Here is a 14,328-nt window from a genome sequence, read left to right on the forward strand (position 1 = left end):
GATGGACCTGACGAGCGAACTCGACGAGAACGTCGAGCACGATCCCGCGGAGGGCAGCCACGTCGAGGACGGGGTGGTCGAACACCCCACCGCCGACGACTTCGGTCATGCCCGCACGCTGCCGGCGGACCGGACCTGGTTCAAACGCGCCGTTTTCTACGAGGTGCTGGTCCGGGCCTTCTACGACTCCAGTTCCGACGGGTCCGGCGATCTGCGCGGGCTCATCGAGCGGCTGGACTATCTGCAGTGGCTCGGCGTCGACTGCCTGTGGCTGCCGCCGTTCTACGACTCACCGCTGCGCGACGGCGGCTACGACATCCGCGACTTCTACCGGGTGCTGCCCGAGTTCGGCACGGTCGAGGACTTCGTGGCGCTGCTCGACGCGGCGCACAAGCGTGGCATCCGGGTCATCACCGACCTGGTCATGAACCACACGTCCGACTCGCACGCCTGGTTCCAGGAGTCGCGGCGCGACCCCGAGGGGCCGTACGGCGACTACTACGTGTGGAGCGACACCAGCGAGCCGTACTCCGACGCGCGGATCATCTTCGTGGACACCGAGGAGTCGAACTGGACGTTCGACCCGGTACGCCGGCAGTTCTACTGGCACCGGTTCTTCTCGCACCAGCCGGACCTGAACTACGACAACCCGGCCGTCCAGGAAGCGATGATCGACGTCCTGCGCTTCTGGCTGGACCTCGGTATCGACGGTTTCCGCCTCGACGCGGTGCCCTACCTCTTCGAGCGGGAGGGCACCAACTGCGAGAACCTCCCCGAGACCCACGCGTTCCTCAAGCACTGCCGCAAGGTGATCGACGACGAGTTCCCGGGCCGGGTGCTGCTGGCCGAGGCCAACCAGTGGCCGGCGGACGTCGTCGAATACTTCGGTGACGCCGACACCGGTGGCGACGAGTGCCACATGGCGTTCCACTTCCCGCTGATGCCGCGCATCTTCATGGCGGTCCGGCGCGAGTCGCGCTTCCCCATCTCCGAGATCCTGGCGCAGACGCCGGCGATCCCGGACATGGCCCAGTGGGGCATCTTCCTGCGCAACCACGACGAGCTCACGCTCGAGATGGTCACGGACGAAGAACGCGACTACATGTTCACCGAATACGCAAAAGACCCGCGGATGAAGGCGAACGTCGGCATCCGCCGCCGGCTCGCCCCGCTGCTGGAGAACGACCGCAACCAGATCGAGCTGTTCACCGCCCTGCTGCTGTCGCTGCCCGGCTCGCCGGTGCTCTACTACGGCGACGAGATCGGCATGGGCGACAACATCTGGCTCGGTGACCGCGACGGTGTGCGGACCCCGATGCAGTGGACGCCCGACCGCAACGCGGGCTTCTCCACCGCCAACCCGGGACGGCTCTACCTGCCGGCCAACCAGGACCCGATCTACGGGTACCAGTCGGTCAACGTGGAGGCCCAGCGCGACAGCTCGACGTCGCTGCTGAACTGGACCCGGACCATGCTGGCCGTGCGGCGCCGCCACGACGCGTTCGCGACCGGCACGTTCCGCGAGCTCGGCGGCTCCAACCCGTCGGTGCTGGCGTTCCTGCGCGAGGACGGTGACGACGTGGTGCTCTGCGTCAACAACCTCTCGCGCTTCCCCCAGCCCATCGAGCTGAACCTGCAGCACTGGAACGGGTACACGCCGGTCGAGCTGACCGGGCACGTGAACTTCCCGCGCATCGGCCAGCTGCCCTACCTGCTGACGCTGCCGGGACACGGGTTCTACTGGTTCCAGCTGTGCGGGTCCGAGGAGAAGCAATGACGCTGCCCTACGCCGAATGGCTCCCCCAGCAACGCTGGTACGCGGGCCGCAGCCGGACGCTGGACGATGTCAAGCAGGCCTCGTCCACGCCGCTCAAGGACGACCTCGATCTGGTCCTGCTCGACGTGTCCTACACCGACGGCAGCTCCGAGCGGTACCAGGTGCTCGTGGCCTGGGACTCGGGGCCGATCTCGGAGTACAGCTCGGTCGCCACGATCGGCACGGACGGCGACCGCACCGGTTACGACGGCCTGTACGACCCGGCCGCCGCGACGTACCTGCTGTCGCTGGTCTCGTCCGATGCCACCGTCGGGGACATCGTGTTCCAGTCCGAGCCGGACGCGACGTTCCCGCTGGAGCACGCCTCACGGGTCTTCGACGCCGAGCAGAGCAACACCAGCGTCATCTTCGAGCAGGAGGCCATCCTCAAGGTCTTCCGCCGGGTCGACCGCGGCATCAGCCCCGACATCGAGCTCAACCGGGTGCTCGGCCGGGCCGGTAACCCGCACGTGGCCAAGCTGCTCGGCTCGTTCGAGACCACCCAGGACGGCGAGCCCTACCCCCTCGGCATGGTCACCGCGTACGCCCTGAACTCCGCAGAGGGCTGGGCGATGGCCACCGCCAGCGCCCGCGACCTGTTCGCCGACGCCGAGCTGGGCGCCGACGAGGTCGGTGGCGACTTCGCGGGCGAGTCCTACCGCCTCGGCGAGGCCGTCGCCTCCGTGCACCAGACGCTGGCGGCCGAGCTCGGCTCGGGCCCGGCGCCGTTCCCGGTGGACTCCGTCATCGCCCGGCTCGCCTCGGCGACCGCCGCGGTGCCGGAGCTGGCCACGTACGGCCCGGCGATCGAGGAGAGCTTCCGCAAGCTGACGGGCGAGCAGATCACCGTGCAGCGTGTGCACGGCGACCTGCACCTCGGCCAGGTGCTGCGGGTGCCCGCGGCCTGGCTGCTCATCGACTTCGAGGGCGAGCCCGGCCAGCCCCTCGACGAGCGGCGCCAGCCCGATTCACCCCTGCGCGACGTCGCCGGCGTCCTGCGCAGTTACGAGTACGCCGCCTACCAGTTGCTGGTGGACCAGGACGACGACGAGCACCTCGCCGGCCGGGCCCGCGAATGGGTCGACCGCAACCGCGACGCGTTCTGCGACGGCTACGCGGCCGCTTCCGGGCACGATCCGCGGGAGCAGGGTGCGTTGCTCGCGGCGTACGAGCTGGACAAGGCGGTCTACGAGGCCGCGTACGAATCCCGGCACCGGCCCGGCTGGCTGCGGATCCCGCTGCGGTCGATCGCCCGGCTCGTCGGCTGATGACCACCCCCGAAGGAGCTCCGATGATCGGGCAGACCACCCCGCCCACGCCCGCTGTGACCGGTGACCAGCGTGCCTTGAACGCCGTCGTCTCCGGCGACACCCACGACCCGCACGGTGTGCTGGGCACCCACCCGTCCGGTGACAAGACGGTCATCCGCACCATGCGCAAGGGTGCCAAGGACGTTTTTGTCGTCGTCGACGGCGAGAAGACCCCGATGGCCCAGGTCCACCCCGACGGCATCTTCGCCGTCGAGCTCCCGGGTACGGTGCTCGACTACCGGCTCGACGTCGACGGGACGGTCTGCGACGACCCGTACCGGCATCTGCCCAGCCTGGGCGAGCTGGACCTGCACCTGATCGGTGAGGGCCGGCACGAGAAGCTGTGGAAGGTCCTGGGTGCGCAGCCGCGGGACGGCGGCGTGGCCTTCGCCGTGTGGGCGCCGAGCGCCCGCGGCGTGCAGGTCATCGGCGACGTGGTCGGCTGGGGCCCGTTCGACGGCTGGCCGATGCGCTCGCTCGGCAGCAGCGGCGTCTGGGAGCTCTACGTCCCCGGCGCGTCGTCCGGCACCAAGTACAAGTTCAAGATCCTCGGTCGTGACGGTGTCTGGCGCGAGAAGGCCGACCCGCTGGCCCAGCACACCGAGATCCCCCCGCGTACGGCGTCAGTCGTTTTTGCCTCGTCCTACGAATGGCAGGACGCCGACTGGATGGCCGAACGCGCGAAGAAGCAGTGGCACCAGGAACCGATGAGCGCCTACGAGGTGCACCTCGGCTCGTGGCGGCCCGGCCTGTCCTACGTCGAGCTGGCTGAGCAGCTGGTCGACTACGTGGTGGAGACCGGCTTCACGCACGTCGAGCTGATGCCCGTCATGGAGCACCCGTTCGGTGGCTCCTGGGGTTACCAGGTCACCGGCTACTTCGCGCCGACGTCCCGCTTCGGTTCGCCGGACGAGTTCCGCTACCTGGTCGACAAGCTGCACCAGGCCGGCATCGGCGTCATCCTCGACTGGGTGCCCGCCCACTTCCCCAAGGACGAGTGGGCCCTGGCCCGCTTCGACGGCACCCCGCTCTACGAGCACGGTGACTGGCGCCGCGGCGAGCACCCCGACTGGGGCACGTACGTCTTCGACTTCGGCCGGCGCGAGGTCCGCAACTTCCTGGTGGCCAACGCCAACTACTGGTGCGAGGAGTTCCACGCCGACGGCCTGCGTGTCGACGCCGTCGCCTCGATGCTCTACCTGGACTACTCGCGCAAGGAAGGCGAGTGGACCCCCAACCAGTACGGCGGCCGGGAGAACCTCGACGCGATCAGCTTCCTCCAGGAGATGAACGCGACCGTCTACCGCAACAACCCCGGCGTGGTCACCATCGCCGAGGAGTCGACGGCGTGGCCGGGCGTCACCCGCCCGACACACCTCGGTGGTCTCGGCTTCGGCTTCAAATGGAACATGGGCTGGATGAACGACACCCTCTCCTACATGGAGAAGGAGCCCATCTACCGCCAGTGGCACCACCACCAGATGACCTTCGCCACCGTGTACGCGTGGAGCGAGAACTACATCCTCCCGATCAGCCACGACGAGGTCGTCCACGGCAAGGGTTCCCTCACCGGCAAGATGCCCGGCGACGACTGGCAGAAGCTCGCCAACACCCGCGCCCTGTTCGGCTTCATGTGGGCCTTCACCGGCAAGCAGCTCATCTTCATGGGTACCGAGATGGGCGACCGTCAGGAATGGAGTGAGGAACGCGGCCTCGACTGGGACCTCCTCGCCGACGACAGCCGCGGTGGTGGCATCCACAAGCTGATCCAGGACCTGAACCGCGTGTACAAGGAATCCCCCGCGCTGTGGACCCAGGACACGACCGCGAGCGGCTTCCGCTGGATCACGAGCGAGGACTCCCAGCACAACACGTTCTCGTTCCTCCGCTTCGCCCCGAACGGCGACACGCTGGCCTGCATCGTCAACTTCGCGGCGGTCCCGCACGAGAACTACCGCATCGGCCTCCCCCGCCCCGGCGTCTGGCGCGAGGTCGTCAACACCGACAGCTCCCTCTACGGCGGCTCGGGTGTCGGCAACCTCGGTGAGGTCCACGCCGAAGAAATGCCCTGGCACGGCCTGAACGCCTCGGCGTCGCTCCGGGTGCCCCCGCTGGGCGCGGTCTGGCTCAAGCTCGACGCCTGATCGGCAACGGCTGCTGCCTCCACCTCCACTCCGGAGGCAGCAGCCTTTTCCCTGGGGAGCTCCGTGACCACCATCCGCCAGTTCCGCTGGCCCGACTACGACGCGGTCGTCGCCGTGTGGGCAGCGGCCGGCCGCGAACCCGTCCCCCGCGCCGAACTGAACCCCGAACTTTTCCTGGTCGCCGAATCGGACGAACAGATCGTGGCCGTCGTCATGGGCACCTACGACGGCCGCCGAGGCTGGATCCTCCGCCTGGCCGTCCACCCGGCCCACCGCCGCCAGGGCTTGGCCACCCGCCTGGTCGGCGAACTGGAACAGCGATTCACGGCTTTGGGCTGCCCCCGCGTGAACCTGCTCGTGATGCCCGACAACACGGACGGTCTGAGCTTCTGGCAGGCGCTGGGCTACATCCCCTACCCGGACGTCCTCTGCTCCAAGCCCCTCCAGACCACCTGACGCTGCCTGCCCCACTCTTCGGCACGGTCGATAGGCTGACGTCATGGTGACCTCGCCGCCGGCTGTGCTGGAGTTCGGGCGGCAGCTCGAGGCGCTGGGGTGGGTCACGGACCTCCTCGTCGCGGGGTCTCTGGCCACCGGTGACTACCTTCCCGGGGTCAGCGACCTTGATCTGGTCGCCGTCGTTGACGGTCCGATGGACAACAGCCGCCAGTCGACGCTCGTGGCCCTGCATCGTGAGCTCGACGGCGGTGTGGCGGCAGGCATGGACCTCGGATGCGTCTACGTCTCCGCCGCCCAGGCCGACGACGTCCACGTCCTGCATCCGACCTGGACCCACGGTCAGCTCGTGCAGCGCATCCTGTCCGGGATCACCAGGGCGGAGCTTGTGCGCCACGGGTACGCCATCTTCGGCCGTCCACCCGCCGACGTCCTGCCCGCGATGAGCGACGACGACATCCGCGCGGCGGCCCGCGCCGAACTGACCGGCTACTGGACCTGGGCGGCCTGGCGTCCGTGGTTGTGGCTGAACCCGGTCATCGCCGACCTGGGCCTCACCTCCATGGCCCGCGGCCGTCACGCCCTGCACACCGGCACCCTCCTCACCAAGAGCCGGGCGATCGAACAAGCTCACGCCCCGGCCTGGCTGATCGACCAACTACGGTCTCGCCGGCACGGCAACCCCGTCCCTTCGCCGCGTTTCCGCACCGCCCTCATCGCCTGGCGCGACGCCCGCCGTACAACTCGCGGAGCGGCTGCTCCACATTTGTAGTCCCAGCGTCGACCGCCTTTCCGGAGCGTGTCTGGACCTGCGCCACATTCCGCCGGACGACGTCCAGCGGCAGAAGTCGGAATCGGTCGGCGCGTGCTCGAGCCCGGGCCACCCCGGCGCTCGTCCGTCGACCCACCATGCCGACCCGCCCTTGAGCGTCAAGTCGGCACCCATGCCGGGCCGCGGTCGACCCATGGCCGCGAGGCAGGCGAGTGGGGGCCGAAGCCGGCCACACCCCATCCCACCAATCGGCGTCAGCCGCCGTGCCGTTCCTCGGCACACGTGCCAGCAGCATCAGAGCGTTTGACGCGACGGCCGGTGCCACCCACCCAGGTACGACAGCTTGGTCTTGATCCGGGGTTGCTTGTCCACAGGCGCGAGAAAGTGTCGGTGCTGGGGTCTAGGGTTCGAAGACGTAGCTGACCTCGGCAAAGGAGCCGATCATGACTGTTCGCCTCAATCCCTACATCGCTTTCGAGGGCGGGAGCGCCCGGGCCGCGATGGAGTTCTATCACTCGGTTTTCGGGGGCAACCTCGTGATCAACACGTTCGGTGAGTTCGGGGCGCCGGACCCGGAGCTGGCCGACAAGGTCATGCACGGGATGCTCGAGACCCCGGACGGGCTGGCGCTGATGGGGGCCGATTCGCCGCCCGGGATGGAGCACGTCACCGGCAACAACATCGCCATCAGTCTGAGTGGTGACGAGGGTGACCGGATGCGGGGTTACTGGGCGCAGCTGTCCGACGGCGGGTCGGTGAGCACGCCGCTCGAGAAGCAGATGTGGGGCGACGAGTTCGGGACGTGCCGGGACAGGTTCGGGGTCGAGTGGATGGTCAACATCACGGCGCCGCAGGTCTGATGCTGGCGGAGGTTCGGCGGATCTGTCTGGGGCTGCCGGGGGTCACCGAGCGGCTCAGTCATGGGGCGCCGACGTGGTTCGTCAACGGGCAGCGGACCTTCGTCACGTTGTGGGAGCACGGGCATCACGACAACGAGTTCCCGCATCTGTGGTGTGCTGCGCCGGCCGGGGCTCAGGAGGAACTGATCCTGGCTGATCCCGCGCGGTTCTTCCGGCCGCCCTATGTCGGGCATCGGGGCTGGATCGGGGTGCGGCTGGACGGCGATGTCGGCTGGGACGAGATCGGCGAGTTGTGCCAGGACGCCTACGACACGGTGTCGAGGCCGAAGAAGTCCACTTCGAGGAGGCCGTAGAGCAGGTCGTCCGTCCACTCGTTCTTGATCCAGGTGTGCTGGCGCAGGTGGCCCTCGCGGGTGAAGCCGACCCGTTCCAGGAGCCGGGCCGAGGCCTCGTTGCGGGCGTCGCACTCCGCGGCGACCTTGTGCAGGCCCTGCACGCGGAAGAGGTGATTCAGCACGGCCCGGACGGCTTCGGTCGCGTAACCGTTGCCTTGGTGCTCCGGCGCCACGGTGTACCCGATCTCGGCCTGCAGCAGATTGTCGTTGAGGTTCACGCCGACGTCGCCGATGTGCGTCTTGCCGGCCTTGGTCTCGATCGCGTACTGGAACCAGCCGGGCTGGGCCGGATCCGCCTCCGCCATCGACTCGATGGCGTAGCGGGCACGCTCCAGCGGGTAGGGCGCGTCCCACGACTGGTAGAGCGCCACGTCCGGTGACGAGCGGTAGGCCGCCAGGGTCTCCGCGTCGCCGGCGCGGAAGCGGCGCAGCACCAGCCGCTCAGTCGTGATCAGCACAGGGCCGAGCCTAATGCGGTGGCGGCCGCGGCTGCCCGGCGCCCATCATGGGCCGGACATGAGCAACCTGATCGCTGTCGCCGCGCGGGTCGCGGCGGGGTCGGCCGTCGAGTTCCGGCCGACCGGTTCGTCGATGGTTCCACTGATCCGCAGCCGCCAACTCGTCACCGTCGAACCCGTCGACCCGGCTACGGTCGTTGTCGGCGACATCGTGCTGTGCCGGGTGGCCGGCGCCGTCTACCTGCACCTGGTGTCGGCGGTCGATCCGGCCAAGCGGCGCGTGCAGATCAGCAACAACCGCGGGCGCGTCAACGGCTGGACCAGCTACGACCGGGTCTACGGCCGCTGCACCGCGGTCGACGGCCGACCCCGGCCCCGCCGCCCCGACACACCATGAGCCGGCCGGGGTGGCACCGATCGACCCACCACGAGCCCGGCCGGAGTCACGCCGACCGACCCACCACGAGCCCGGCCCCGATCGCGCCGCCCCGTCAGCCGGCCCGTGAGCCGGCCCGGCGGCGGGCTCAGCCGGCTGCTTCGACGTCGGCGACGATCACCGTGACGTTGTCGGGGGCGCCGGCTTCCAGAGTCCGGGCGATCAGTTCGGCCGCGCACACCTGCCGGTCCGGGTACGACCGCAGCGTGGTAGCGATCACCTCGTCCTCGACATAATCGCTCAGCCCGTCGCTGCACAGCAGGAACCGATCCCCCACCCGCACCGGCACCATGCGCCCCGCCGGGCGGAACGGGCCGCCCTGGACCGCCTGGGTGACCAGGGCGCGCTGCGGGTGCCTGCGGGCGTCATCAGGGGTCAGAACACCCTGATCGACCAGCGCCTGCACGTACGTGTCGTCGCGCGTCAGCTGCGTCAGCTCGCCGTCGCGGCTCAGGTAGCACCGGGAGTCGCCCACGTTCAGCGCGGCGACGCGGTCGCCGGACAGCAGCAGGGTGGTCACCGTCGTGCCCATGCCGTCGCGGGCGTCGTCCTCGGTGACCGCGGCCTCGATGCGCTCGTTGGCGGTGCCCAGCGCCGTGACCAGGTCCTGGAGGGGTTCGCCGGTGTCGGGCATGGTGTCGACGTCGGCCAGGGCGCGGACCAGGATGTCGCTGGCCAGTTCGCCGGCTGGCAGGCCGCCCATGCCGTCGGCGACCACCAGCAACCGGCCGCCGACGAAGACGGCGTCCTCGTTGTTCGACCGGACCAGGCCCTGGTCGGAGGCGGCCACCGCACGAAGCACGACACTCATGTCACAAGACTGCCAAAGGGCTGCGGCGGTGTCTGTAGTACGTAGTACGTAGTGTTGGGTGGTGATGCCGGTACCGATGGTGGGACGAACGGACGCACTGGACGAGCTCCGGGGCGCCTGGGAACGTGTGGGTACCCGCAAGAAGTGTGTCCCCGCGGTGATCACCGGCCTGCCCGGCACCGGCAAGACGACCCTGGCTGCGGCTGCTTTGCAGGTCACCACGCCGCAGGTGGTGCTGTCCGGTTCGGCGCGGCTGCATTCGCCCGCACCTTACGACTGGCTGGCCGCCGCGCTCGCCGATCTGGGGACGCGGCCCGAGCTGCCCGTGCCTCCCGACGCGCTGGCCTGGCTGGCGCAGGATCCCGATGTCCCCCGGGAGCGGTACACGCCTGATGCGCTGCTGCGGCTGGCCGTGACCACGGTGCGGACGCTCGTCGGCGGTCGTCCGGCCGTACTCGTGGTGGAAGATCTTCATGCTCTTGACCCGGCGAGCCTGAACCTGATCGGTGAGCTGGCCGGCGCGGACCTCCCGGCGTTGGTGCTCGTGACCAGCCGGCCGCCGGACGAGGCGGTGTCCCCGCTGCTCACGGCCCGGGTCCTGGCCCGGCTGTCGGGTGCTCCCGGGGCCGTGCGCCAGCATCTGGGTGCCTTGACCGCCGGGCAGGTGACCCAAATTCTCGATCATGTGTACGGCGACAGTTGCCCACCGGCCGACGTGGCGGAGGCGGTGTGGCGCCGCACGGGCGGCAACCCGTACAGGCTGACCGAGCTGATCGCGATGGCCGGGGGGCCGGAGGCGCTGGCCGACGCCACGCTGCCGACGTACCTGCAGGATCAGCCGGAGCTGACCGCCCGGGAGCGGGAGGTCATCGGCTGTCTGGCCGAGGGCATGTCCAACAAGCAGATCGCCCGGGCGCTGGGCATCTCGGTGCGCACGGTGACCGTGCACGTCTCGAACCTGCTGCGGAAGACAGGTGCCGCCTCGCGCACGGAGGCCGCGTTGTGGGCGGTTCAGCGGGATCTCAGGGCCACAGCAGCGTCTTGATCGACCGGCGTTCGTCCATCGCCGCGTAGGCCTCGGCGACCCGGTCCATCGGCAGCTGAAGGTCGAAGACCGCGCTCGCGTCGAGCGTTCCGGCCAGCACCTCCGCGAGCAACTCCGGCAGGTACGGGCGGACCGGCGCGACCCCACCGGCGACCCTGATGTTGGCGCCGAACATCTGCTTGATCGGCAGTTCGGCCCCGCCGAGCGGCACTCCGACATAACCGACGGCGCCGCCCGGGCGTACCGAAGCGAGGGCCTGCGCCATCGACTCGCTGGTGCCGACGCACTCGAGGACGGCGTCCGCGCCCAGGTCACCGAGCAGGTCGCGCAGCGCCGCGGCGCCCTCGTCACCGCGTTCGGAGATGATGTCGGACGCGCCGAAGCCGGTGGCGACCTCCTGGCGGTCGGTGTGCGACGAAAAGGCGATCACGCGTTCCGCGCCGAGCCGGACCGCCGCGAGGACCGCGCACAGACCGACGGCGCCATCACCGACCACCGCCACCGTACGGCCGGGGCCGACGCCGGCGGAGACAGCGGCGTGGTGGCCGGTGACCAGCACGTCGGAGAGGGCGAGCAGGGCCGGGATCTGCTTGGTGTCCGGCAGGCCCGGCGTCGCGACCAGGGTGCCGTCGGCCAGGGGCACCCGCACGTACCGGCCCTGGCCGCCGTCGAGGGTGCGGCCGTCGGGGTCCGTGCCGCCGTACCACTGGGCCTGGACGCACGAGGTGGTGATGCCCTGCCGGCAGTGCACGCAGGTGCCGTCGCTGATCGAGAACGGCGAGACGACGAAGTCGCCTTCCTTCACCGTGGTCACCCCGGCGCCGATCTCCTCGACCACGCCGACAAACTCGTGACCGATCGGGTGGGGGTCCGCGGGCGGGCGGGCGCCGCGATAGGTCCACAGGTCGGAGCCGCAGACGCAGGCCGCGACGACGCGGACGACGGCATCCGTGGGCAGCTGGACGACCGGATCGGGACGTTCTTCCCAGCGGACGTCGCGGGGGGCGTGCCACATAGCAGCGTGCATGGGGCCGACCTTACCCGCGCCGCAACGGGGTGATCATTAACGCCGGTTTCGCGGGGCGACGCGACAAGTGTCGGACCCCTCGGTCACAATCGTCGGCGTGACGACCACCATCCATCAGCGCATTGCCCAGGAGCTCGGGGTCCGCGAGGGTCAGGTGACGGCTGCGGTCGACCTGCTGGACGGCGGCGCCACGGTGCCGTTCATCGCCCGCTACCGCAAAGAGGTCACCGGCACTCTCGACGACCAGCAGCTCCGGACGCTCGAGGAGCGCCTCGGTTATCTGCGGGAGCTCGAGGACCGCCGCGCGGCGGTGCTCGAGTCGATCCGCTCGCAGGGCAAGCTCGACGACGCCCTCGAGGCGCAGATCCTCGGCGCCGAGTCCAAGGCCCGCCTCGAGGACATCTACCTGCCCTTCAAGCCCAAGCGCCGCACCCGGGCGCAGATCGCCCGCGAGGCCGGTCTCGAGCCGCTCGCCGACCTGCTGATCGGTGACGCGACCCGCGACCCCAAGGCCGAGGCGGCGCCCTACGTGGACGCCGACAAGGGTGTCGCCGACGTGGCGGCCGCTCTCGACGGCGCCCGCGCGATCCTCATCGAACGCTTCGCCGAGGATCCCGACCTCATCGGTGAGCTGCGCGAACGCATGTGGACCAAGGGCCGGCTGGTCGCCAAGGTCCGCGACGGCAAGCAGACCGACGGTGCGAAGTTCGCCGACTACTTCGACTTCGCCGAGCCGTTCACCAAGCTGCCCTCGCACCGCATCCTCGCCATGTTCCGCGGCGAGAAGGAGGACGTCCTCGACCTGACCATGGAGCCCGAGGAAGGCGTCGAGGACGGCACACCCTCGTCCTTCGAGGCCTCGGTCGCCGGGAAGTTCGCCATCACCGACCACGGCCGGCCGGGTGACCGCTGGCTGCTCGACACGGTCCGCTGGGCCTGGCGCACCCGCATTCTGATCCACCTCGGCGCGGACATCCGTGTCCGCCTCTGGCAGGCGGCCGAGGACGAGGCCGTCCGGGTCTTCGCGGCCAACCTGCGCGACCTGCTCCTTGCCGCGCCCGCCGGCACGCGTTCCACGATGGGCCTCGACCCCGGATTCCGTACGGGTGTGAAGGTGGCCGTCGTCGACGCGACCGGCAAATGTGTCGCCACCTCGGTGATCTACCCGCACGTGCCCCAGAACAAGTGGGACCAGTCGGTGCACACGCTGGCCGCCCTGGCCAAGGAACACAACGTCGACCTGGTCGCCATCGGCAACGGCACCGCGTCCCGGGAGACCGACCGGCTCGCCGCCGACCTGATCAAGCTGCACCCGGACCTCGGGCTGACCAAGGTCATGGTGTCCGAGGCCGGCGCGTCGGTCTACTCGGCTTCGGCGTACGCATCGCAGGAACTGCCCGGGATGGACGTCTCGCTGCGCGGTGCGGTCTCCATCGCCCGCCGCCTGCAGGACCCGCTCGCCGAACTGGTGAAGATCGACCCCCGCTCGATCGGCGTCGGGCAGTACCAGCACGACCTGTCCGAGGTGAAACTGTCCAAGTCCCTCGACGCGGTCGTCGAGGACTGTGTGAACGCCGTCGGCGTCGACGTCAACACGGCGTCCGCTCCCCTGCTGACCCGGGTCTCCGGCATCGGCGCGGGCCTCGCGGAGAACATCGTGCTGCACCGCGACTCCAACGGCCCGTTCAAGAACCGCTCCGAGATCAAGAAGGTCGCCCGCCTCGGCCCCAAAGCCTTCGAACAGTGCGCGGGCTTCCTGCGCATCCCCGACGGCGACGACCCGCTGGACGCATCCAGCGTGCACCCGGAGTCGTACCCCGTGGTCCGCACGATCCTCGCCACCGCCGGTGGTGACCTCAAAACGGTGATCGGCAACAGCCCGCTCCTCCGGGCCCTGCGCCCGGAGAAGTTCGTCACCGACACCGTCGGCCTCCCCACCGTCACCGACATCCTCCGCGAGCTGGAGAAGCCCGGCCGCGACCCCCGACCGGCGTTCACCACGGCCACCTTCGCCGACGGCGTCGAGAAGATCGCCGACCTCCGCCCCGGCATGATCCTCGAAGGCGTCGTCACCAACGTGGCCGCCTTCGGCGCCTTCGTCGACGTCGGCGTCCACCAGGACGGGCTCGTGCACGTCTCGGCCCTGTCCAACACCTACGTGAAGGACCCCCGCGAGGTCGTCAAGTCCGGCGACGTCGTGAAGGTCCGCGTCGTCGAGGTCGACGAGGTCCGCAAACGGATCTCCCTGACCATGAAACTCGAGGACAAGCCCGAGCAGCGCGCTCCCCGCGAACCGCGCGAGCCCGGCGGCCAGCGCCAGGGCGGCGGCGGAGGCCAGCAACGCCGAGGCGGAGGCGGCCCTCAGGGTGGCCAGGCCGGTGGCGGAGGCAAGGGCGGCGGCCAAGGCGGCGGCCAGAGCGGCGGCCAAGGCGGCGGCAGAGGCCAAGGTGGCGGCCAGGGCGGCGGAGGTCAGCGCCAGGGTGGCGGCCAGCCCCGCCAGGGCGGCGGCCAGCGTCAGGGCGGCGGCCGCGGCCAGGGCTCGTCGAGCGGCGGCGGCTTCGGCAACGACGCCATGGCCGACGCGTTGCGCCGTGCCGGTCTGACCAAGGACTGAAACAACAACGGGCCGGGTCCCTCACGGGGCCCGGCCCTCTTGTTCACGATGCGTAGGCCGGATCCCTCAGTGGCCGGCCCATCGGTGAAGGGCGCGGGTCGGATCCTCGAGGGGCCGGCCCACCGGTTGATGAGCGCGGGCCGGAATCCCAGGGCCGGCGCATCGGGTGACGGGCCCTCGCCGA

At 70.0% G+C, this 14,328-nt stretch carries 13 protein-coding genes; 10 read left to right on the forward strand and 3 right to left on the reverse strand.

Features of this window, described 5'->3' with window-relative positions; translation table 11 throughout:
• Position 1 precedes the first annotated feature (1 nt).
• From treS to AFR_RS27255, 7 genes are all read left to right on the forward strand, one after another.
• Entirely contained in the window at positions 2-1,777 is a 1,776-nt protein-coding gene (gene treS, locus AFR_RS27225) for a maltose alpha-D-glucosyltransferase (RefSeq protein WP_023560019.1), read from the forward strand.
• Positions 1,774-3,084, forward strand: coding sequence for a maltokinase N-terminal cap-like domain-containing protein (locus AFR_RS27230; RefSeq protein WP_023560020.1), 1,311 nt, complete (start codon positions 1,774-1,776; stop codon positions 3,082-3,084). Before treS ends, AFR_RS27230 begins: the two co-directional genes overlap by 4 nt.
• Before the next feature lie 23 nt (positions 3,085-3,107).
• The gene (gene glgB, locus AFR_RS27235; RefSeq protein ID WP_023560021.1) at positions 3,108-5,270 is read left to right on the forward strand and encodes a 1,4-alpha-glucan branching protein GlgB; all 2,163 of its coding nucleotides are present in this window, start codon (positions 3,108-3,110) and stop codon (positions 5,268-5,270) included.
• Positions 5,271-5,333: 63 nt separating this feature from the next.
• Positions 5,334-5,726 (forward strand): GNAT family N-acetyltransferase, encoded by a 393-nt coding sequence (locus AFR_RS27240; protein ID WP_023560022.1) that lies wholly within the window; start codon positions 5,334-5,336, stop codon positions 5,724-5,726.
• Between the two features lie 43 nt (positions 5,727-5,769).
• Positions 5,770-6,498, forward strand: a complete 729-nt coding sequence (locus AFR_RS27245; protein WP_023560023.1) for a nucleotidyltransferase domain-containing protein — start codon at positions 5,770-5,772, stop codon at positions 6,496-6,498.
• 443 nt (positions 6,499-6,941) lie between these two features.
• A complete protein-coding gene (locus AFR_RS27250; RefSeq protein ID WP_023560024.1) occupies positions 6,942-7,358 on the forward strand; it encodes a VOC family protein in 417 nt (138 codons plus the stop codon).
• Positions 7,358-7,711 carry an MmcQ/YjbR family DNA-binding protein gene (locus tag AFR_RS27255; protein WP_023560025.1) on the forward strand — a complete coding sequence of 118 codons (354 nt, stop codon included), beginning with the start codon at positions 7,358-7,360 and terminating at the stop codon, positions 7,709-7,711. Before AFR_RS27250 ends, AFR_RS27255 begins: the two co-directional genes overlap by 1 nt.
• Here AFR_RS27255 and AFR_RS27260 read toward each other — a convergent pair.
• Positions 7,663-8,211, reverse strand: a complete 549-nt coding sequence (locus AFR_RS27260; protein ID WP_023560026.1) for a GNAT family N-acetyltransferase — start codon at positions 8,209-8,211, stop codon at positions 7,663-7,665. The two genes, AFR_RS27255 and AFR_RS27260, sit on opposite strands and share 49 nt — an antisense overlap.
• Positions 8,212-8,269: 58 nt before the next feature.
• On the opposite strand from AFR_RS27260, the gene AFR_RS27265 reads away from it, so the two are divergent.
• Positions 8,270-8,608 carry a S24/S26 family peptidase gene (locus AFR_RS27265; RefSeq protein ID WP_023560027.1) on the forward strand — a complete coding sequence of 113 codons (339 nt, stop codon included), beginning with the start codon at positions 8,270-8,272 and terminating at the stop codon, positions 8,606-8,608.
• Between the two features lie 127 nt (positions 8,609-8,735).
• Here AFR_RS27265 and AFR_RS27270 read toward each other — a convergent pair whose 3' ends face one another.
• Positions 8,736-9,458, reverse strand: a complete 723-nt coding sequence (locus AFR_RS27270; protein WP_041841171.1) for a PP2C family protein-serine/threonine phosphatase — start codon at positions 9,456-9,458, stop codon at positions 8,736-8,738.
• A 76-nt stretch (positions 9,459-9,534) separates the two neighbouring features.
• On the opposite strand from AFR_RS27270, the gene AFR_RS27275 reads away from it, so the two are divergent.
• Complete coding sequence (locus AFR_RS27275) at positions 9,535-10,503, forward strand: helix-turn-helix transcriptional regulator (protein WP_238547141.1); 969 nt, start codon at positions 9,535-9,537, stop codon at positions 10,501-10,503.
• On the opposite strand, the gene AFR_RS27280 is transcribed toward AFR_RS27275, so the two are convergent.
• Positions 10,481-11,530, reverse strand: a complete 1,050-nt coding sequence (locus AFR_RS27280) for a zinc-dependent alcohol dehydrogenase family protein (RefSeq protein WP_041841173.1) — start codon at positions 11,528-11,530, stop codon at positions 10,481-10,483. The genes AFR_RS27275 and AFR_RS27280 overlap by 23 nt on opposite strands.
• A 97-nt stretch (positions 11,531-11,627) precedes the next feature.
• On the opposite strand from AFR_RS27280, the gene AFR_RS27285 reads away from it, so the two are divergent.
• Positions 11,628-14,144 (forward strand): Tex family protein, encoded by a 2,517-nt coding sequence (locus AFR_RS27285; protein WP_041842775.1) that lies wholly within the window; start codon positions 11,628-11,630, stop codon positions 14,142-14,144.
• Positions 14,145-14,328 lie beyond the last annotated feature (184 nt).

The organism is Amorphoplanes friuliensis DSM 7358 (genome assembly GCF_000494755.1).
Classification (GTDB): Bacteria; Actinomycetota; Actinomycetes; order Mycobacteriales; family Micromonosporaceae; genus Actinoplanes; species Actinoplanes friuliensis.

What these genes read in the sequence shown, in the direction of transcription:
- treS (WP_023560019.1), top strand. Translation starts at nt 2, where the DNA reads ATGGACCTGACGAGCGAACTCGACGAGAACGTCGAGCACGATCCCGCG.
- AFR_RS27230 (WP_023560020.1), top strand. Translation starts at nt 1,774, where the DNA reads ATGACGCTGCCCTACGCCGAATGGCTCCCCCAGCAACGCTGGTACGCG.
- glgB (WP_023560021.1), top strand. Translation starts at nt 3,108, where the DNA reads ATGATCGGGCAGACCACCCCGCCCACGCCCGCTGTGACCGGTGACCAG.
- AFR_RS27245 (WP_023560023.1), top strand. Translation starts at nt 5,770, where the DNA reads ATGGTGACCTCGCCGCCGGCTGTGCTGGAGTTCGGGCGGCAGCTCGAG.
- AFR_RS27250 (WP_023560024.1), top strand. Translation starts at nt 6,942, where the DNA reads ATGACTGTTCGCCTCAATCCCTACATCGCTTTCGAGGGCGGGAGCGCC.
- AFR_RS27255 (WP_023560025.1), top strand. Translation starts at nt 7,358, where the DNA reads ATGCTGGCGGAGGTTCGGCGGATCTGTCTGGGGCTGCCGGGGGTCACC.
- AFR_RS27265 (WP_023560027.1), top strand. Translation starts at nt 8,270, where the DNA reads ATGAGCAACCTGATCGCTGTCGCCGCGCGGGTCGCGGCGGGGTCGGCC.
- AFR_RS27270 (WP_041841171.1), bottom strand. Translation starts at nt 9,458, where the DNA reads ATGAGTGTCGTGCTTCGTGCGGTGGCCGCCTCCGACCAGGGCCTGGTC.
- AFR_RS27275 (WP_238547141.1), top strand. Translation starts at nt 9,535, where the DNA reads ATGGTGGGACGAACGGACGCACTGGACGAGCTCCGGGGCGCCTGGGAA.
- AFR_RS27280 (WP_041841173.1), bottom strand. Translation starts at nt 11,530, where the DNA reads ATGCACGCTGCTATGTGGCACGCCCCCCGCGACGTCCGCTGGGAAGAA.